This is a genomic window from Pseudomonas sp. Tn43, from assembly GCF_014192635.1.
Taxonomy (GTDB): domain Bacteria; phylum Pseudomonadota; class Gammaproteobacteria; order Pseudomonadales; family Pseudomonadaceae; genus Aquipseudomonas.
In genome coordinates this window covers 453,696-473,079 of sequence record NZ_JACHYG010000004.1, presented here as the reverse complement: position 1 = coordinate 473,079, position 19,384 = coordinate 453,696, and the positions used below count along the sequence as shown (strand labels likewise).

Annotated in this window: 20 protein-coding genes; 6 read left to right on the top strand and 14 right to left on the bottom strand. The window is 59.3% G+C overall.

Annotation, left to right across the window (positions count from 1 at the left end; all coding sequences use genetic code 11):
• Positions 1–42 precede the first annotated feature (42 nt).
• Positions 43–492, top strand: a complete 450-nt coding sequence (gene cadR / locus FHW68_RS13880) for a Cd(II)/Pb(II)-responsive transcriptional regulator (protein WP_095633209.1) — start codon at positions 43–45, stop codon at positions 490–492.
• Between the two features lie 161 nt (positions 493–653).
• Here the strand turns inward: cadR and FHW68_RS13875 are convergent, their stop codons facing one another.
• From FHW68_RS13875 to FHW68_RS13865, 3 genes are all read right to left on the bottom strand, one after another.
• On the bottom strand, positions 654–1,625 hold the full coding sequence (locus tag FHW68_RS13875; RefSeq protein ID WP_183680845.1) for a thymidylate synthase: 972 nt from the start codon (positions 1,623–1,625) through the stop codon (positions 654–656).
• 64 nt (positions 1,626–1,689) lie between these two features.
• On the bottom strand, positions 1,690–2,496 hold the full coding sequence (gene lgt, locus FHW68_RS13870) for a prolipoprotein diacylglyceryl transferase (protein WP_095633206.1): 807 nt from the start codon (positions 2,494–2,496) through the stop codon (positions 1,690–1,692).
• 82 nt (positions 2,497–2,578) lie between these two features.
• Positions 2,579–3,361, bottom strand: coding sequence for a sulfite exporter TauE/SafE family protein (locus FHW68_RS13865; RefSeq protein WP_095633205.1), 783 nt, complete (start codon positions 3,359–3,361; stop codon positions 2,579–2,581).
• 134 nt (positions 3,362–3,495) lie between these two features.
• Here FHW68_RS13865 and FHW68_RS13860 point away from each other — a divergent pair, with 134 nt between their 5' ends.
• Positions 3,496–4,242 (top strand): NRDE family protein, encoded by a 747-nt coding sequence (locus FHW68_RS13860; RefSeq protein WP_183680843.1) that lies wholly within the window; start codon positions 3,496–3,498, stop codon positions 4,240–4,242.
• Positions 4,243–4,371: 129 nt separating this feature from the next.
• Here FHW68_RS13860 and ptsP read toward each other — a convergent pair whose 3' ends face one another.
• Together ptsP and FHW68_RS13850 are read right to left on the bottom strand one after the other, a co-directional pair.
• Positions 4,372–6,651 carry a phosphoenolpyruvate--protein phosphotransferase gene (gene ptsP / locus FHW68_RS13855; RefSeq protein ID WP_095633203.1) on the bottom strand — a complete coding sequence of 760 codons (2,280 nt, stop codon included), beginning with the start codon at positions 6,649–6,651 and terminating at the stop codon, positions 4,372–4,374.
• A gap of 22 nt (positions 6,652–6,673) precedes the next feature.
• On the bottom strand, positions 6,674–7,153 hold the full coding sequence (locus FHW68_RS13850) for an RNA pyrophosphohydrolase (protein ID WP_007897732.1): 480 nt from the start codon (positions 7,151–7,153) through the stop codon (positions 6,674–6,676).
• A 143-nt stretch (positions 7,154–7,296) separates the two neighbouring features.
• On the opposite strand from FHW68_RS13850, the gene FHW68_RS13845 reads away from it, so the two are divergent.
• The gene (locus tag FHW68_RS13845; protein WP_183680834.1) at positions 7,297–7,953 is read left to right on the top strand and encodes an HAD family phosphatase; all 657 of its coding nucleotides are present in this window, start codon (positions 7,297–7,299) and stop codon (positions 7,951–7,953) included.
• A 118-nt stretch (positions 7,954–8,071) separates the two neighbouring features.
• Here FHW68_RS13845 and FHW68_RS13840 read toward each other — a convergent pair whose 3' ends face one another.
• Positions 8,072–8,500 carry a DUF2269 domain-containing protein gene (locus tag FHW68_RS13840; protein WP_183680832.1) on the bottom strand — a complete coding sequence of 143 codons (429 nt, stop codon included), beginning with the start codon at positions 8,498–8,500 and terminating at the stop codon, positions 8,072–8,074.
• A gap of 39 nt (positions 8,501–8,539) precedes the next feature.
• Complete coding sequence (ilvA, locus tag FHW68_RS13835) at positions 8,540–10,054, bottom strand: threonine ammonia-lyase, biosynthetic (protein WP_095633200.1); 1,515 nt, start codon at positions 10,052–10,054, stop codon at positions 8,540–8,542.
• Between the two features lie 277 nt (positions 10,055–10,331).
• Here ilvA and rpiA point away from each other — a divergent pair, with 277 nt between their 5' ends.
• Positions 10,332–11,006 (top strand): ribose-5-phosphate isomerase RpiA, encoded by a 675-nt coding sequence (gene rpiA / locus FHW68_RS13830; RefSeq protein ID WP_183680830.1) that lies wholly within the window; start codon positions 10,332–10,334, stop codon positions 11,004–11,006.
• 126 nt (positions 11,007–11,132) lie between these two features.
• Here the strand turns inward: rpiA and FHW68_RS13825 are convergent, their stop codons facing one another.
• The 4 genes from FHW68_RS13825 to FHW68_RS13810 form a co-directional block, all read right to left on the bottom strand.
• Positions 11,133–12,050: an SdiA-regulated domain-containing protein gene (locus FHW68_RS13825; RefSeq protein ID WP_183680827.1), complete on the bottom strand. Its 918-nt coding sequence runs from the start codon at positions 12,048–12,050 to the stop codon at positions 11,133–11,135.
• Positions 12,051–12,147: 97 nt separating this feature from the next.
• The gene (locus FHW68_RS13820) at positions 12,148–13,077 is read right to left on the bottom strand and encodes an SdiA-regulated domain-containing protein (RefSeq protein ID WP_183680826.1); all 930 of its coding nucleotides are present in this window, start codon (positions 13,075–13,077) and stop codon (positions 12,148–12,150) included.
• 213 nt (positions 13,078–13,290) lie between these two features.
• Positions 13,291–13,956: a fumarylacetoacetate hydrolase family protein gene (locus FHW68_RS13815; RefSeq protein WP_095633196.1), complete on the bottom strand. Its 666-nt coding sequence runs from the start codon at positions 13,954–13,956 to the stop codon at positions 13,291–13,293.
• A gap of 23 nt (positions 13,957–13,979) precedes the next feature.
• On the bottom strand, positions 13,980–15,374 hold the full coding sequence (locus FHW68_RS13810) for an FAD-binding oxidoreductase (protein WP_183680987.1): 1,395 nt from the start codon (positions 15,372–15,374) through the stop codon (positions 13,980–13,982).
• A gap of 204 nt (positions 15,375–15,578) precedes the next feature.
• Between FHW68_RS13810 and serA the strand changes: the two genes are divergently transcribed.
• Complete coding sequence (serA, locus tag FHW68_RS13805) at positions 15,579–16,808, top strand: phosphoglycerate dehydrogenase (protein ID WP_095633194.1); 1,230 nt, start codon at positions 15,579–15,581, stop codon at positions 16,806–16,808.
• A gap of 119 nt (positions 16,809–16,927) precedes the next feature.
• Here serA and FHW68_RS13800 read toward each other — a convergent pair whose 3' ends face one another.
• The gene (locus FHW68_RS13800; protein WP_095633193.1) at positions 16,928–17,353 is read right to left on the bottom strand and encodes a DUF4399 domain-containing protein; all 426 of its coding nucleotides are present in this window, start codon (positions 17,351–17,353) and stop codon (positions 16,928–16,930) included.
• 138 nt (positions 17,354–17,491) lie between these two features.
• On the opposite strand from FHW68_RS13800, the gene FHW68_RS13795 reads away from it, so the two are divergent.
• On the top strand, positions 17,492–18,070 hold the full coding sequence (locus tag FHW68_RS13795; protein ID WP_095633192.1) for a transporter substrate-binding domain-containing protein: 579 nt from the start codon (positions 17,492–17,494) through the stop codon (positions 18,068–18,070).
• Between the two features lie 128 nt (positions 18,071–18,198).
• Here FHW68_RS13795 and FHW68_RS13790 read toward each other — a convergent pair whose 3' ends face one another.
• Both FHW68_RS13790 and FHW68_RS13785 read right to left on the bottom strand, forming a co-directional pair.
• Positions 18,199–18,684: a DUF523 domain-containing protein gene (locus FHW68_RS13790; protein ID WP_183680824.1), complete on the bottom strand. Its 486-nt coding sequence runs from the start codon at positions 18,682–18,684 to the stop codon at positions 18,199–18,201.
• A gap of 2 nt (positions 18,685–18,686) precedes the next feature.
• Positions 18,687–19,319: a 2OG-Fe(II) oxygenase gene (locus FHW68_RS13785; protein WP_095633190.1), complete on the bottom strand. Its 633-nt coding sequence runs from the start codon at positions 19,317–19,319 to the stop codon at positions 18,687–18,689.
• Positions 19,320–19,384 lie beyond the last annotated feature (65 nt).

Genomic DNA, 19,384 nt, shown 5'->3' with positions numbered 1-19,384 from the left:
TAGCCACTATAGGGTCAAGCAACCTTTTGGGAGATTGTCGCGATGAAAATCGGAGAGCTGGCGAAACTCACCGACTGCGCCGTAGAAACCATCCGCTACTACGAGCGCGAAAACCTGCTGCCGGAGCCGGCCCGCAGCGACGGCAATTACCGCGTCTACACCCAGGCCCACGCCGAGCGCCTGACCTTCATCCGCAACTGCCGCACCCTCGACATGACCCTCGAGGAAATCCGCAGCCTGCTGGCCCTGCGCGACAGCCCGCAGGATCAATGCGAAAACGTCAACGCGTTGATCGACGAACACATCCACCATGTAAAGGCTCGGATCGATGGTTTGCTGGCCTTGCAGACACAACTGCTCGACCTGCGCCAACGTTGCAGCGAAGGGCCGGATATCGATCAGTGCGGGATTTTGCAGCGGCTGGAAGTGAGCGGCGGGGTTGTGGCGACGGAAGTTGAGCCCTCCCATGTCGGGAGAAGTCATGGTCATTGAGGACGCCTTCGCGGGCAAGTCTCGCTCCTACGGGATTATGATCGTTCCCACGTTCTGCGTGGGAATGCAGCCATGGACGCTCTGCGTCCACTGTGACGCAGAGCGTCACGGGATTCATTCCCACGCGGAGCGTGGGAACGATCATGTAAGCGGTGCCTGAATCAGACCGCCATCGGCGCGGTCATCGGCGCGTGGTGTTCATAGCCTTCCAGCGAGAAATCGCCCGGCTCGATCAACTCCAGCCACTCCGGCTGATACACGCCGGTCTTGGCGAATTCCGGCACGCGGTCGGATATCTTCAGCTTCGGCATGGCGAACGGCTCGCGCTTAAGCTGTTCGTTGAGCATGTCCAGGTGGTTTTCGTAGACGTGGGCGTCGCCGATGAAATAGGTGAACCAGCGCGGAGTGTATCCGGTCAGGCGACCGATCAGGCTTAGCAACGCGGCGCCTTCGGTGAGGTTGAACGGCGTGCCCAGGCCCAGGTCGTTGGAACGGATGTAGAGGGTCAGGGAGATTTCCCTGGTCTCGACATTCGGGTGAAACTGGTACAGCAAGTGGCACGGTGGCAGGGCCATTTCGTCGAGCTGTGCAACGTTCCAGCCGTGGAACAGAATGCGACGGCTGCCCGGATCCTTGATGATGGTGTCGACGCACTGACGGACCTGGTCGATCGCCTTGTACAGCACAACGTAGGCCTGACCCTCTTCTTCGCCTTCGGCGATCTGACGATAACCCTGGCTCAGCGTCTGCTCGATGGCCGCCTGGTTGCTGACCGGGATCTGCTTGTACGCCGGCCATTTGCGCCATTGCACGCCGTAGATTTCGCCGAGGTCGTCTTCACCCTGACGGAAGGGGTTGGCCAGCCATTGGGCGTTTTCGTTGGCGTTCTGGTCCCAGACCTTGCAGCCCAGCGCACGGAATTGGGCGGCGTTGTTCACCCCGCGCAGAAAACCGCACATCTCGCCGATGGCGGATTTGAAGGCCATCTTGCGAGTGGTGATCGCCGGGAAACCTTCCTGCAGATCGAAGCGCAGCATCGCGCCCGGAAAGCTGATGGTGTTCACGCCGGTGCGGTTGGCCTGTTTGGTGCCGTTCTTGATGACGTGGGCGACCAGTTCGAGATATTGCTTCATGAATTACCTGTGTCCTTGAACCCGGGACCGTCGCCCCGAGGTTCGAATTTATAGCGCCTGCTTCTTATACAGCAGCTGCGGGGGCCGCCGGGGCGCGTCGATAAGCCAGCCAGATCAGGAACAACCCGCCGACGATCATCGGCAGGCACAGTACCTGACCCATGGTCAGCCAGTTCCAGGCCAGATAACCCAGTTGCGCATCCGGTACGCGAACGAATTCGACGATGAAACGGAAGATGCCATAGAACAGCGCGAACATCCCGGACACCGCCATGGTCGGCCGCGGCTTGCGCGAGAACAGCCAGAGAATCGCGAACAGCGCCACGCCTTCCAGCGCGAACTGGTACAGCTGCGAGGGATGACGGGCCAGTTGCGCCGGATCGGTCGGGAAGACCATCGCCCACGGCACATCGGTCGCTTTGCCCCACAACTCGGCGTTGATGAAGTTGCCAATGCGCCCGGCGCCCAGGCCGATCGGCACCATCGGCGCGACGAAGTCCATCAGCTGGAAAAACGACTTGTCGTTCTTTTTACCAAACCACAGCGCCGCCAGCATCACACCGATAAACCCGCCGTGGAACGACATGCCGCCCTTCCACACTTCGAAGATCAGGGTCGGGTTGGCCAGGTAGGCGTTCAGATCGTAAAACAGCACATAACCCAAACGGCCACCGACGATGACGCCCATCGACATCCAGAACACCATGTCGGAGAGTTTCTCCTTGGTCCAGGTCGGGTCGAAGCGGTTCAGCCGGCGTGATGCCAGCCACCACGCGCCGCCGATGCCGATCAGGTACATCAGGCCGTACCAGTGGATTTTCAGCGGACCGATGGCCAGGGCCACCGGGTCGATCTGCGGGTAAGGCAGCATTGCGACTCCTCGTTAGAGTTGAAACCTTCAAATTCCCGGGCGACGCTGTCACGCTAGGATTAAGCCAGGATTGCGCTATGCGTCAGAGCAAGAAGCTCAAGCCGACGCAAAACAGCAAAGCGGCAAACAATCTTTTCAGCAAGCGCGGCGACAGCCTGTGGGCCAGTCGCGCACCGAGGCGGGCGAACACCATGCTGGTCAGGGCAATCCCCAGCAACGCCGGCAAATAAACAAAACCGAGACTATGGGCCGGCAGCAGTGGATCGTGCCACCCCAGAATCATGAAACTTAATGCACTGGCCAAGGCAATTGGCAGGCCACAGGCCGACGAAGTGGCTACCGCCTGCTGCATCGGTACGCTGCGCCAGGTCAGGAACGGCACGGTCAACGAGCCGCCGCCGATGCCGAAAATCGCCGAGGCCCAGCCAATCACACTGCCGGCCACGGTCAGACCGACTTTACCGGGCACCGTTCGGCTGGCCTTGGGTTTGAAGTCCAACGCGAGCTGAACGGCGATGACCAGCGCAAATACCCCAATGATCTTTTGTAAATTCGGCCCGGAGATCGCTTCTGCCGTCAGCGCGCCGAAACCGGCACCGATCAGTATGCCGAGGGTCATCCAGGCAAAGATCGGCCAGCGTACGGCGCCGCGGCGATGGTGCTCGCGAACCGCATTGATTGACGTAAAGATGATCGTCGCCAGGGAGGTGCCGACGGCCAGATGCGTCAGAATCGACGCATCAAATCCCTGCAAGGTGAAACTGAATACCAGCACCGGGACAATGATAATCCCGCCACCTACCCCAAACAGCCCGGCCAGCACGCCCGCACAGGCGCCCAGCGCCAGATAGAGCAGAAATTCCATGGCCACATCCCCAAGCATCCCGAATCAGGAGCGGCATGGTAACGGATGCATGGCCTCAGGCTCCACTGCGGATGGCGATGGATCGATGAGCGATGTCTGCGTAGAGTGAGCAAAAAACACACAAGGACCACCTTATGTGCCTGATTGTTTTTGCCTGGCGGTCAGGTCATGCCCAGCCGCTGGTCGTGGCGGCCAACCGCGACGAATTCTATGCCCGGCCCAGTCTGCCTCTGGCGCAATGGTCAGACGCCCCGCACGTGTACGCCGGTCGCGACCTCGAGGCGGGAGGCACGTGGCTCGGTGTCGGCGCCAACGGGCGCTTCGCCGCACTGACCAACATCCGTGATCCCCTTCAACCGCCGGCGCGCAAGTCGCGAGGTGAACTGGTGGCGCAATTTCTCAGTGGGGACAGGTCGATTGTCGACTATTTAAAGGACGTTGTCGGACGTTTGCCTGAATATGCCGGTTTTAATCTGTTGGTTGGCAATGCCCATGAGCTCTGGCATTTCAATGCCCGGGAGACAGAGGCGGTCATGCTCCAACCGGGCATTTATGGGTTATCGAACGCGGGCCTGGATACGCCGTGGCCGAAAGTGCTCAAGGCCAAGGCAGCATTGAGCGAGGTATTGGGCGATCCACAGCCGCAAGCGCTATTGGCCCTGCTCAGCGATCCGCAGACAGCGCCGCTTGCCGAATTGCCGGACACCGGTGTGGGACAGGCTACCGAGACGTTATTGTCGAGCGTGTTTATCAAGAGCCCGACTTACGGGACACGGGCGAGCACGGCGTTGATCGTTCAGGCGGATGGGCAGCGGCATATGGTTGAACGGAGTTTCGGGCCGTATGGGGGGCATTTGGGGGAAGTTGAAGTCAGGATTTGAAGATGTGGTGTGTTTGCGGCCGCCTTCGCGGGCAAGCTTCGCTCCTACAGGGTTTGTGTTGGTCGCCGGAATGGACACGACGCGTCATCTGTAGGAGCGAGGCTTGCCCGCGAAGAGGCCCTCAGCCTTTTAAAGAGTCTTGACCGAAGCCGGATTAATCATCCGCGCCAACCCAAGGTTCTTCAGCGCCAGTTGCAGCGAGCTGTGGATAACTTGCGGGTTGTCGATGGTCATCAGCTCAGCCAGTAACTCCTTGGCCTTGCTCAGGTTGATCTGACGCAGCATCCACTTCACTTTCGGCAAGTTGGTGGCGTTCATCGACAGGCTGTCGAAGCCCATCGCCATCAACAGCACCGCTGCGGCCGGGTCACCGGCCATTTCGCCACAGATGCTCACGGGCTTGCCTTCGGCATGGGCGTCGCGCACCACGTTCTGCAAGGCTTGCAACACGGCCGGATGCAGGTAGTCGTAGAGATCGGCCACCCGCGGGTTGTTGCGGTCCACGGCCAGCAGGTACTGGGTCAGGTCGTTGGAGCCGACTGACAGGAAGTCCACTTGTCGCGCCAGTTCCTTGGTTTGATACACCGCCGCCGGAATTTCGATCATCACGCCAATCGGCGGCATCGGCACATCGGTGCCCTCATCGCGAACTTCGCCCCAGGCCCGATGGATCAGGTGCAGGGCTTCTTCCAGTTCATGGATACCGGAAATCATCGGCAGCAGAATGCGCAGGTTGTTCAGGCCTTCGCTGGCCTTGAGCATGGCGCGGGTCTGCACCAGGAAGATTTCCGGGTGGTCGAGGGTCACACGAATGCCGCGCCAGCCGAGGAACGGGTTGTCTTCCTTGATCGGGAAGTACGAGAGCGCCTTGTCGCCACCGATGTCCAGGCTGCGCATGGTCACCGGTTGTGGATGGAACGCGGCGAGCTGCTCACGATAAATCGCCAACTGCTCTTTTTCGCTCGGGAAGCGCTGGTTGATCATGAACGGCACTTCGGTGCGGTACAAACCCACACCCTCGGCACCGCGCTTCTGCGCCCGGGCCACGTCTGCCAGCAGGCCGGTATTGACCCACAGCGGCATTCGGTAACCGTCGAGCGTTACACACGGCAAGTCCCGCAATGCATCCAGCCCGAGGGCCAGCTGTTTCTCTTCCTCGACCACATCGGCGAACTGCTTGCGCAGCACGTCACTGGGGTTGGTATAGACCTCGCCGTGGTAGCCGTCGACGATCATCTGGATGCCGTCGACCTTGGAGTACGGCAAGTCGACCAGGCCCATCACCGTCGGAATACCCATGGCGCGCGCCAGGATTGCCACGTGGGAGTTGCCGGAACCGAGTACCGACACCAGACCGACCAGCTTGCCTTCCGGCACCTCGCCGAGCATCGCCGGCGTCAGTTCTTCGCTGACCAGAATGGTGTTGTCGGGGTAGACCAGGGTCTGCTGCCGCTCTTCCTGCAGATAAGCCAGCAAGCGCCGACCGAGGTCTTTGACGTCCGAGGCGCGCTCACGCAGGTAGGCGTCGTCCATCAGTTCGAATCGGTTGACGTGTTCGGTGACCACTTGGCGCAAGGCGCCCTGAGCCCACTGGCCGGTCTTGATCACCGTGGTGATTTCGCTGCCCAGCGAGGCATCGTCGAGCATCATCAGGTAAACGTCGAACAGCGCCCGTTCTTCAGGCCGCAGCTGGGTCGCCAGCTTGGCGGACAACGCCCGCATGTCGGCGCGCACGCCTTCGATGGCAGTCTTGAACAGGCCAAGTTCGGCGTTGATGTCGGTGATGGTCTTGTCCGGCACCACATCCAGATCCGCCGGCGGCAGCATGACGACCGCGGTTCCGACCGCCGCGCCCGGCGAACCTGGTACCCCGACGAACTTTGCTTCCTGGATACCTTTGCCCTGCCGGCCCAGGCCACGGATCGAACCGGTGGCCTCGGCGTGGGCGATAACGCCGGCAAGTTGCGCGCTCATGGTCACGAGGAAGGCTTCTTCACCCTCATCGAACTGGCGGCGTTCTTTTTGCTGAATGACCAACACGCCGACGACGCGACGGTGGTGAATGATCGGTGCCCCCAGGAATGAGGCATAGCGTTCTTCACCGGTCTCGGCGAAGTAACGATAGCGCGGGTGATCCGCGGCGTTTTCGAGGTTCAGGGGTTCTTCACGCGTGCCGACCAGACCGACCAGACCTTCGTTGGGCGCCATGCTGACTTTGCCGATCGAGCGCTTGTTCAAGCCCTCGGTGGCCATCAACACGAAGCGGTTGGTCTCCGGGTCAAGCAGGTAGACCGAGCAGACCTGGCTGCCCATGGCCTCTTTGACGCGCAACACAATAATCCCCAACGCCGCCTTGAGATCCTTGGCGGAGTTAACTTCCTGGACGATCTTGCGCAGCGTATTGAGCATGGCTCGGGGTCGAACTCCGTCGTCAGTCGCGCGCTAAAAGGCGCGGGGCAAGCTCTTTGAGAGCGCGGCGATAAACCTCGCGCTTGAATGTCACCACCTGGCCCAACGGATACCAATAACTGACCCAGCGCCAGCCATCGAACTCCGGTTTACCGGTCAAATCCATCCGCACCCGCTGCTCGTTGGAGATCAGGCGCAAGAGAAACCATTTCTGCTTCTGGCCGATGCACAGCGGTTGGCTGTGCGTTCTTACCAGACGTTGCGGCAAACGATAACGCAACCAGCCCCGGGTGCAGGCGAGTATTTCAACATCTTCGCGCTCCAGGCCCACTTCTTCGTTCAACTCGCGGTACAAGGCGTCTTCCGGCGTCTCCTGGGGGTTGATCCCTCCCTGTGGAAACTGCCAGGCATCTTGATTGATACGGCGAGCCCATAGCACCTGGCCGGCATCATTCGTCAGAATGATCCCGACATTGGGGCGGAAACCATCGGGGTCGATCACGGCAACAACCTCGCAAACGCATGTCGTCGCATTGTTCCACAAAGGTTGTGAAAGCAGCAACGAGCCGACCTACCTTATGTGCACTCTTGTGAAAAGTCCGTATTCTGGACACCTTTCTACAGACTTTTCAGCGAGTAACTGCAATGCGGCTGGCTTTATTCGACTTGGACAACACACTTCTGGGCGGTGACAGTGACCACGCCTGGGGCGATTATCTGTGCGAACGCGGTTTCCTCGACGCCGTCGCCTACAAGGCACGCAACGACGAGTTCTATCAGGATTACCTGGCCGGCAAACTGGATAACGACGCCTACCTGAACTTCTGCCTGGAAGTGCTCGGCCGCACCGAGATGGCCACGCTGGATCAATGGCACCTGGACTACATGCGCGACTGCATCGAACCGATCTTGCTGCCCAAGGCGATTGAACTGCTGACCAAGCACCGTGAGGCCGGCGACAAACTGGTGATCATCACCGCCACCAACCGCTTCGTGACCGGGCCTATCGCAACACGTTTAGGCGTTGAAACCCTGATCGCCACGGAATGCGAAATGATCGACGGCCGTTACACCGGCCGCAGCACTGATGTCCCGTGCTTTCGCGAAGGCAAGGTGACCCGGTTGAATCGTTGGCTGGAAGAAACCGGCCATAACCTGGAAGACAGCTATTTCTACAGTGACTCGATGAATGACTTGTCGCTGCTGGAACAAGTGGCGAATCCGATCGCTGTCGACCCGGATCCCAATCTGCGGGCCGAGGCCGAGAAGCGGGGTTGGCCGGTGATCAGTCTGCGCGATTGATTAAGCCTGTAGCAGCTGCCGAGGTACGAGGCTGCGTTGCGGTCCGCAGGACCGCCCTTTGGGGCCGCTTCGCAGCCCATCGCAGCCTCGTACCTCGGCAGCTGCTACAGATTCCGCGCTATACCGGCTTGGCCCCCATTAACCCCGCAATGGCGATAAAGCAGACAAAGCTGAACAGCGCCAACGCAAACGTAAACTTCCCATTCACCGCCGCGGGTGCCTTGCGCAACCGATTGAGCCGCACTACCAGCCAGAACCAGCCCAACGCTGCCACGGTGTAGAGCACACTGGACGCCAGCAGCCAGGTCTGCCCCAACGGCCAGCCCACCAGATGCACCATCCACCAACCGGTGAACGGCATGCTCAGCAATGCCAGGCCCATCAATAGCCAAATGAACACCAGCGGTCGCTGCACGGTACGAGTGTGAGCTCTCGCATCGCCGTTACGGCGTGCGCGCCAGACCCAGATCGCCAGCCCCAGCGCACTGATCAACAGCAATATCGTCGCCACGCTATGAGCGATTTTCAGGGCGGTTAACGTTTCCATTGTTCGATTTCCTTATGGCCTGCCGATCAGCGTAGCCGCTCAGCCGAGAAACAGCAGATAGGCCGGGTTGTCGCTTTCGTCCCAGTACGGGTAACCGATTTCCTCCAGCGCGGCCGGTACCAGATGCCGCTCGTCGTGCGGCACTTGCAGCCCCGCGACCACACGACCATCGGCCGCGCCGTGGTTACGGTAATGAAACATCGAAATGTTCCAGCGCCCGCCGAGCTTGTTGAGGAAGTTGAACAACGCACCCGGACGCTCCGGGAATTCGAAGCGCAGCACCACTTCATCGACCACATGGACAGCACGCCCGCCGACCATGTGGCGAATGTGTAACTTGGCCAGTTCGTTGTCGGTCAGGTCGAGCACCGGAAAACCCTGTTCGGTGAGGCTGGCGAGCAGCGCACTGCGCGGGTCGCTTTCCGGATGCGTCTGCACGCCGACAAAGATGTGCGCTTCGCTGCCGGTGTTGTAGCGGTAGTTGAATTCGGTGATCTGGCGCTTGCCGATGGCTTCGCAGAACGCCTTGAAGCTACCCGGTTTCTCGGGAATGGTCACGGCGATGATGGCTTCGCGGCCCTCGCCCAGTTCAGCGCGCTCGGCCACGTGGCGCAAGCGGTCGAAATTGACGTTGGCGCCGGAGTCGATGGCCACGAAGGTATGCCCCGTGATACCGCGTTGCTCAACGTACTTCTTGATCCCGGCTACGCCCAAGGCACCGGCGGGTTCTGTGATCGAGCGGGTATCGTCGTAGATATCCTTGATTGCCGCACAGATCTCGTCGGTGCTGACAGTGATCACTTCATCTACATAGTCTTTGCAGATATCAAACGTGTGCTGGCCAATCTGTGCCACTGCGACGCCGTCGGCGAAAAGACCCACGGTCGGCAAAACCACGCGCTCGCCGGCCGCCATCGCGGCTTGCAGGCAGTTGGAATCATCCGGTTCGACACCGATGATTTTGATCTCCGGGCGCAGGTATTTCACGTAGGCCGCGATCCCGGCGATCAGCCCGCCGCCGCCCACCGGAACGAAGATCGCATCCAGACGCCCCGGGTGCTGGCGCAGAATCTCCATGGCCACCGTGCCCTGCCCGGCAATGGTGTGGGGATCATCGTAAGGGTGAATGTAGACATAGCCTTTTTCGTCGACCAGTTTCAGCGAATAGGCCAGGGCTTCCGGGAACGAATCCCCGTGCAGCACCACTTTGCCGCCGCGCGAGCGCACGCCTTCGACCTTGATTTCCGGAGTGGTCTTGGGCATCACGATGGTCGCTTTCACGCCCAGAACCTTGGCCGCCAGGGCCAGGCCTTGCGCATGGTTGCCCGCCGATGCGGTGACCACGCCACGAGCACGCTCTTCATCGCTCAGTTGCGTGAGCTTGTTATAGGCGCCGCGAATTTTGAACGAGAACACTGGCTGCAAGTCTTCACGCTTGAGCCAGATATCGTTGCCCAGCCGCTCGGAAAGCTGGCGGGCAGTCTGCAATGGGGTTTCTACGGCAACGTCATAAACGCGCGAGGTGAGGATCTTTTTGACGTACTGTTCGAGCATCGGAAAGCATCACTGAGCGGGTTGGGCAGGGCCAAGGAGTCTAACCCGGCTTTTAGGCAGGCGACCACACTTGTAGGAGCGAGGCTTGCCCGCGAAAGCGATCTTACTGCCAATATTTATGCTGGATATGACAACCTCTTCGCGGGCAAGCCTCGCTCCTACAGTTAATCAGTTGTCTTGCGCGTGCATTTGACCCGCCAATCGGGCAATGACCTTCCCCATCGCGAGGCCTATAATGCCGGCCTTTCGTCCCCCTTTTCGGCACTTCGGAGCCCGCATGACCCAGGATCAACTCAAACAGGCAGTGGCTCAGGCCGCCGTCGACTTCATCCTTCCGAAACTCGATGACAAGAGCATCGTCGGGGTCGGCACCGGCTCCACCGCCAATTGCTTCATCGATGCCCTGGCCAAGCACAAAAGCGCGTTCGATGGCGCGGTCGCCAGCTCCGAAGCCACCGCCGCCCGCCTCAAAGGCCACGGCATTCCGGTGTATGAGCTCAATACCGTCAGCGACCTGGAGTTCTACGTCGATGGCGCCGACGAAAGCGATGAGCACCTGCACCTGATCAAGGGCGGTGGCGCGGCCCTGACCCGCGAAAAGATTGTTGCAGCCGTGGCCAAGACCTTCATCTGCATCGCCGACGCCAGCAAACTGGTGCCGGTGCTCGGCGCGTTCCCGTTGCCGGTGGAAGTGATCCCGATGGCCCGCAGCCACGTCGCCCGTCAACTGGTGAAGCTCGGCGGCGACCCGGTTTACCGTGAAGGCGTACTGACCGACAACGGCAACATCATCCTCGATGTGTTCAACATGCAGATCACCAATCCGGTGGAGCTGGAAACTCAGATCAATGCCATCGTCGGCGTGGTCACCAACGGCCTGTTCGCGGCCCGCCCGGCTGATTTGTTGCTGCTGGGCACAAGCGAAGGCGTGAAAACCCTGCGCGCCCAGTAAGCCAAACACAAAACCCCTGCAGGAGCGAAGCTTGCTCGCGAAGGCGGCGTATCAGTCGACGTCTCTATTGACTGATGCGCCGCTTTCGCGAGCAAGCTTCGCTCCTACAGGGGGTATGGGTGCTGATCAGGGTTGCGGTGGTTTTTTGAAGACGTAGAACAGGTTCGGCTCGCTGACGAGGTACAGGGTACCGTCGTCGTCCATGGCGATGCCTTCCGCTTGCGGCACCGTTTTCTGCAACCCTTGACGCCCCTTGCTCAGTGACAGGGTGGTCAGCGGTCGCCCGTCAACGTCCAGCTCCAGAATCAACCGCGATTCATCGGACAGCGCCAGCAAATGGCCGCTACGCTCGTCGTATTGCAGGCTCGACAGGTCTCGCACGAACATCCCGGCATCGCGCTTGGGGTTGTTCACCACATGCACAGCGTAGGACTTCTCCGGGTTGTAGTGCGGAAAACCCTGGACTTCGTAGATCAGCATCGGGTCGCGTTCCTTGGCGACGAACAAGCGCTTGCCCACCGAGTCATAGGCCAATCCTTCGAACCCCTTGTTGCCACGCATGTGCACACCGAGCGTGATCTGTTCGGCGTCGGCGGCATCGAGGAAGGTCGTGTCCGCCTCCAGATGAATCTTGATCAACCGTTGCTGGCGTTCGTCGGTGATCACGTACGTGTCAGCGCTGATGAACTCCACCGCCTCCGGATCGCCAAACCCGATCAGCGCCACACGCCGCAGGATTTTGCCTTCCAGGGACAATTCGATCAGCTCGGCATTTTTGTTGGTCACCGTGAACAGGCTTTTGCGCACGGGATCGAAAGTCAGTGCCGAAACATCATCGTCCAGCCCCTCGATGGCTCGCGCCTCGACCGCGACCTGATATTGATCCAGGCCAATCGACTGGGCATTCATCGGCTGCCATAGCGTTTGCACATTGAACCAGGTGCGCTCGAACAGGCGCAGGTATTGGCCGATGGCAATCAGCACAATCAGCGCAATGACCGACAGGATCAGCATCAGGGGTTTGGGGCGGGCAAGTCGGCGCATTCAGGCGGGCTCGGAAACAAGACGGGCGAATGAAATACCACGGCAGTATGAATTCAAGCTTAATGGCCAATGGCCTTTGACCACAATTACCGAACGCCTACCGTTGTTTTTCGAAGCGATAGAACAGGTTCGGCTCACTCACCATGTACAACGTGCCCGCCTCGTCCACGGTCACGCCTTCGGCTCGGGGAATGGTTTTTTTCAAGCCATTGAAACCACCCAGCAGGGTCATGAAACTGACCTGCTCGCCATTCTCGTCCAATTCCAGCAACAGATGCGAATCGGCGGACAGTACGAGGGTATGGCCCGTGCGCGGATCAATCGCCAGGGCCGACAGGTTGCGGATATCCAATGCATCGCCGGACAGCTTTTGCTTGTCGCCCTTGAGGATTTGACTGCCATCGCTTTTCCAGCTGAACAATGCTGGCGGACGCTCTTCGCCCAGCAGCAGTCGCTGGTTAGGCGCATCCCAGACGATCGCCTCGAAGGCTTTATTCTGATCTTTCGACGGGCCCAAATCGTATTTCGGGAAGCTGTCGATATTCAGTTCTTGAGTATCGGCCTCGACCTTGACGATGGAAAGCAAGTGTTTGCGCTCATCGGTGATTGCCAGCAAACCATTGCCCATGGCCGCCACGCCTTCCGGGTTACCCCAGCCCACCAACGGCATTTTGCGCAACACATCGCCCTGTAATGTCAGCTCTACCAGAAACGGCTTCTTGCCCATCACCGCAAACAGGGTTTTGGTCTGCGGGTCATAAGTGACGTCTGACGCTTCGTCCCTTTCCATGCCCGGCAGCAACTTGGCGTCGATCACTGCCCGGTAATCCGGCAGCCAGATACTTTCTTTTCGTTCAGCCGGGCTTTCGAAACGCTCCATCACCCAGAGCACGCCGCGATCATCCCAGTGCATCGCAACGGCGAGGCCATACACAGCAGCCGCCACCAGCAAAAGCCAGGAATACCAACGCATGACAAAGCGCGAGCGGCGAGCAGTTTTCAGCTTGGACAGCGGTTGGGTGGCCATGCGGGGGGGCGTTCCAGAAATTCAGGCTTGGGTAATAGCACATTGGACTGGCTCAGACGCCAGAAGCCTGGGAATTATCCGGAAAAGATGTGAAAAAAACGGGAAATGGCGGGATTGCCCTGTGCGGGCGGCCAAGATCAAAAGATCGCAGCCTTCGGCAGCTCCTACAGAGATTGGTGTAGGAGCTGCCGAAGGCTGCGATCTTTTGCTTTTTTAGCGCACGCTGCTGGTGAAGCGGCTGACGCCTGGCAGCTCGAGCACCAGTTCGTCACCGACATTCAACGGGCCAACGCCCATCGGCGTACCGGTGAGGATCACGTCACCGGCCTGCAGCGAAAAGCAGCCAGCCATGTACTGGATCATCGGCACGATCGGATTGAGCATGTCCTTGCTATTGCCGTCCTGGCGCACTTCACCATTGATGGTCAGGCGGATGCCGATGTCGGCCAGATCGGCGAAGGTGCTGCTTGCCACGAACGGCGCAATCACTGCCGCTCCGTCGAAGGACTTGGCGATTTCCCACGGCAGGCCCTTGGCTTTCAGCTCGGCCTGCTTGTCGCGCAGGGTCAGGTCCAGCGCCGGAGCGATGCCCGAGATGGCATCCAGTACTTCTTCACGGCTCGGTTTGGTCGACAGTGGCTTGCCGATCAACACAGCGATTTCCGCTTCGTAATGCACCGAGCCACGCTCGGTCGGAATGCTGAAACCGCCTTCCAGCGGCACCACGCAACTGCCCGGCTTGATGAACAGAAGCGGTTCAGTAGGCACCGGGTTGTCCAGTTCCTTGGCGTGTTCGGCGTAGTTACGGCCGATGCACACCACTTTGCCCAACGGGAAGTGAATGCGCGTGCCGTCGACATACTGGTGCTGATAGCTCATTGACCGACTCCTGATTCAGTGATTCAAACAGCGAAAATCTTGCCCGGGTTCATGATGCCGTTCGGGTCGAACACCGCTTTGACGGCTTTCATGTACTCGATCTCAACCGGCGAGCGACTGTAGGTCAAGTAATCACGCTTGGTCATGCCCACGCCGTGTTCGGCGGAAATCGAACCGTTGTACTTCTCCACGGTTTCGAACACCCACTTGTTGACGGTCGCGCACTTGGCGAAGAACTCGTCCTTGCTCAGGTTGTCCGGCTTAAGGATATTCAAATGCAGGTTGCCGTCGCCGATGTGACCGAACCAGACAATTTCGAAATCGGGGTAGTGTTCGCCGACGATCGCGTCGATTTCTTTCAAGAACGCCGGGACTTTCGACACAGTGACCGAAATGTCGTTCTTGTACGGCGTCCAGTGGGAAATGGTTTCGGAGATGTACTCGCGCAATTTCCATAGATTGTGCAACTGGGTTTCGCTCTGGCTCATCACGCCGTCCAGTACCCAGCCTTGCTCAACGCAGTGCTCGAAGGTGTCCAGGGCATGATTGGCCACTTCTTCGGTGGTCGCCTCGAATTCCAGCAGCGCGTAGAACGGGCAATCGGATTCGAATGGTGCAGGCACATCACCGCGGGCCATGACCTTGGTCAGCGCTTTGTCGGAGAAAAATTCGAAGGCGGTCAGGTCAAGCTTGCTCTGGAATGCATGCAACACCGGCATGATCGAATCGAAATCGGCGGTGCCAAGGACCATCGCGGTGAGGTTTTTCGGTGCGCGGTCCAGGCGCATGGTGGCCTCGACCACAAAGCCCAGCGTGCCTTCGGCGCCGATGAACAGCTGACGCAGGTCGTAGCCCGTGGCGTTCTTGATCAGGTCTTTGTTCAGTTCCAGCAGATCGCCCTTGCCAGTGACGACTTTCATGCCGGCCACCCAGTTGCGGGTCATGCCGTAGCGAATGACCTTGATTCCGCCGGCATTGGTGCCGATATTGCCGCCAATCTGACTGGAGCCTGCGGACGCGAAATCCACGGGATAGTACAAACCGTGCTCTTGGGCCTTGTTCTGCAATTGCTCGGTAACCACTCCCGGCTGACACACGGCCGTGCGGTCGGTCAGGTTCACGTCGAGGATCTGGTTCATGTAATCGAAAGACACGACTACTTCGCCATGGGCTGCCACGGCGGCAGCCGAAAGCCCGGTACGACCGCCGGACGGCACCAGCGCCACCTTGTGTTCATTAGCCCAACGGACAATGGCCTGGACCTGTTCGGTAGTCTTGGGGAACACAATGGCCGTCGGGGCCGGGGCGAAATGCTTGGTCCAATCCTTGCCGTAAGCATTCAGGGAGTCGGCGTCGGTCAGGACCTTGCCAGGCTCAACCAGGGTCTTCAGCTCATCAATCAGCGCAGGATCGGTCATCGACAGAACTCTCGAACAATTCATGGTCATCCTGAGAACGCTTCACGTCGCAGGAATGAGTGTTTAGCGGGGTGCATATGCTAGCATACCGACCCCGCAGGATAGTGCCCAACGGCTGTTCTGCGGTGACGGCTTTCCTGCCGTCCAGGTCAGCGTCTGCTGGCTATTTCCTGCCAATTTTCTCCGGGATACAGGTTTACGCAGATGAGCAAGACTTCTCTCGATAAGAGCAAGATCAAGTTCCTTCTTCTCGAAGGCGTCCACCAATCGGCTGTCGACGTCCTCAAGGCGGCGGGCTACACCAGCATCGAGTACCTCACAGGTTCTCTGCCGGAAGCCCAGCTCAAGGAAAAGATCGCTGATGCGCACTTCATCGGCATTCGCTCCCGCACTCAACTGACCGAAGAGATCTTCGATCACGCGAAGAAACTGGTGGCTGTCGGCTGTTTCTGCATCGGCACCAACCAGGTCGACCTCAACGCGGCTCGCGAACGCGGCATCGCCGTATTCAACGCTCCGTACTCCAACACTCGTTCCGTAGCCGAGCTGGTATTGGCCGAGGCGATCCTGTTGCTGCGTGGCATCCCTGAGAAGAACGCTTCCTGCCACCGTGGCGGCTGGATCAAGAGCGCAGCCAACTCCTTCGAGATCCGTGGCAAGAAGCTGGGCATCGTCGGTTACGGCTCGATCGGTACTCAGCTGTCGGTCCTGGCTGAAGGCCTGGGGATGCAGGTGTATTTCTACGACACCGTGACCAAGCTGCCACTGGGCAACGCGACCCAGGTGGGCAACCTGCACGAGCTGCTGGGCATGTCCGACATCGTCACCCTGCACGTTCCGGAAACCGCAGCGACTCAGTGGATGATCGGCGAGAAGGAAATCCGCGCCATCAAGAAGGGCGGCATTCTGATCAACGCTGCTCGCGGCACCGTGGTTGAACTGGACGCCCTGGCGGACGCAATCAAGGACAAGCACCTGATCGGCGCGGCCATCGACGTCTTCCCGGTGGAGCCACGCTCCAACGAAGAAGAGTTCGAAAGCCCGCTGCGTGGCCTGGACAACGTGATCCTGACCCCGCACATCGGTGGTTCTACCGCTGAGGCGCAAGCCAACATCGGTCTGGAGGTGGCGGAAAAACTGGTCAAATACAGCGACAACGGTACATCGGTATCGTCCGTGAACTTCCCGGAAGTGGCCCTGCCGGCTCACCCTGGCAAGCACCGTTTGCTGCACGTCCACGAGAACATTCCGGGTGTGATGAGCGAGATCAACAAGGTCTTCGCCGAAAACGGCATCAACATTTCCGGTCAGTTCCTGCAGACCAACGACAAAGTCGGCTACGTCGTGATCGACGTCGATGCCGAATACTCGGAAATGGCGCAAGAGAAGCTGCAGCACATCAACGGCACCATTCGTTGCCGAGTGTTGTTTTAACAGCAGCTTCGAGCGGCAAGCTACAAGCGGCAAGCCGAGTCAGCGTTGGCTTCTACTTGAAGCCTGCCGCTTAAACCTTGCCGCTATAAAAAAACGGGAGCCCCTGAGGCTCCCGTTTTTTATTTCACATTCACGGTGATTTTCTTCGAAACAATTGGCGGCTCGAACGGCATGTGCCCGGCATCGCCCAATTCCAGCTGCAAGGTGTGCTTGCCCGGTGCCAGTTTTATTTCAGCCTGGGTCTGCGCTTTGCCGAAATGCATATGGTTGGCATCCGTCGGGATCGGCGCACCGGCCGCAGGCAGTTTGTCGGCATCGATCAGCAGGTGATGATGCCCCGTGTTTTTGGTGACATCACCGGCAGGTGCCAAGGCTATGTTTTTCACAGCGAATTTGACGATGAAAGTCTGGGGTACCGTGGCACCGTCCTCAGGAGAAACGATAAACACTTCGGCACCCTTGGGGGCCGGAGTCGCAGCCGTTGCCAGCATCGAAGCACTCAGTAACAGGCCAGTCCATGCTGCACGTGACACAAAGCTTTTCATTCTCTTCTCCATTTTTTCCGTAAAATTCGCTCGGCCGTGACAACTTAACGGCCATTCGTTGTCGAAGGCACACGACAACAACCATAGCAAAGCGAGCCTGAACAGCGCATCGCGATAAATGAATTCAAAGGAGTGACCATGCGCTTTTTGCCTGGCCTGATCTGCCTGCTACCCCTTTTGAGCCCTTTGGCTCATGCCGAACTGATTGACGATGTTAACGACCGCGGCGAATTGCGCATTGCCCTTGAGGCTAATACCCCGCCCTTCAATTTCAAGGATGACGGCAAACTGACCGGCTTCGAGGTGGAATTGGGCCAAATGCTGGCCAATGAACTGGATGTAAGGGCCGACTTCGTCGTCACCGATTCGGTCGACCTGCTGGCCGGCGTCGAAAGCGGCAAGTACGACGTCGCCATCAATCACATAGCACAGACCCCGGAGCTGAAGGATCGTTTCGACTTCAGCGAACCTTACATTCACACCAATTCACAATTGATCGCGCAGAAAGAAGAGCCGCCGCGTTCAATCCTGTTGGTGCAGTCGCTGACGGAAGAAAAGCCCAAAGCCGCCCCGGCTGTGAGCCTGGCCATTCCGTTTCAGAAGGGTAACCCGGCATTTCAAGCCAGCCTGGAAAACGCCTTGCAGCGGATCAAGGCTGATGGCCGGCTGGAGACGCTGGAGCAGAAATGGTTCGGGGCGGATGCGCCGAAACCCTGATTCAAGGTTGATGAATAACCCCTGTGGGAGCGGGCTTGCCCGCGATGAGGCCCTAACATCCAACATCGATGTTGAATGTTGAACCGCCATTGTGGGCAAGCCCGCTCCCACAGGTATTGGGGTGACTGCTAGTCCTGCGCGGCCAGCGCTTGCGCCGCTTCAGCCAACTCCAGCTCGCTGAACACCTGCACGCCATGGCGCTTGAGCAATGCCGCGGTTACACCCTCGCCGCTGACCTTCACGCCACTGAACGTTCCGTCATAGGTCAACAGATTCCCGCACGACGGGCTGTTGGCCTTGAGCACGGCGATGCGAATGCCGTGCTGTTGCACCAACTCCAGCGCCTGACAGGCCCCGCAAAGAAACTCGGCACTGACGTCCTCGCCCTCGGTGGTGATGACCGATGCCAGGCCATCAAGCACTTCACCGCCCTGCCCGCCCGCAATCTCCGCCGCGGCCCTTGGCGTCGGCAAACCACCGGCGACTTCCGGGCACAACGGCACTACCCGGCCTTCGGCAATCCACTGTTCCAACAGATTGAATGGCCCACTGGCGCCGCCGTCGTAACGGACGCGGTGACCGAGCAAACAACGGCTTACCAGAATCTTATGCATGATCAGAACGGCTCATTGCCACGACGCCGGAACCAGCCCGTCAACGACAGGCGATCCCGGGTCGCGGGCAGCACTTCGTGGGGAACTTCGCCCGACAGGAACACCACCAGGCATCCGCCGGTAGGCACTACATCGTGTTCAACGCCTTCATCCAGGTACATGCGCAACTGACCGCCATGCTCGGGCAGCCAGGCGTCATTGAGGTAGATCACCGCCGAAACCATGCGCCGGTCGTCATCGCGGAACCGGTCGACATGCTTGAGGTAGAAAGCGCCAGGCGGGTACAGAGCGAAATGGCTTTCGAAATCTTCCAGGCCCAGAAACAAACTGCGATTCATCGCCTCACGCAGGCTGTCCATCAACCCCAGATAGCGGTCGCAAGCCTCGGCCTGGCCGGGTTCGAGCCATTGGATATGGTCACCACGAATGCCTTCGCGGATCTCCGAAAACGGCCCACGCCCCACACCGGCCGGCGCAAGCTCGCCCTCGGCGGCACGTTTTTGGCACTCGGCCGCCAGCGCCCGGGTCAGATCCAGAGGCAGGAAAATAGTCTGCTGCGACCAGCCGCGCTCAGCCAGGTCGTCGACGATACGTAACAGCAGCGGATGATCAGAGGATATTTGCATGGCGCGCATAGTATTCCTGTGCCCGCAAATCCGACAGAGCCGCGCAGCGGAGGATTGGTCGGATAAGGCACGCA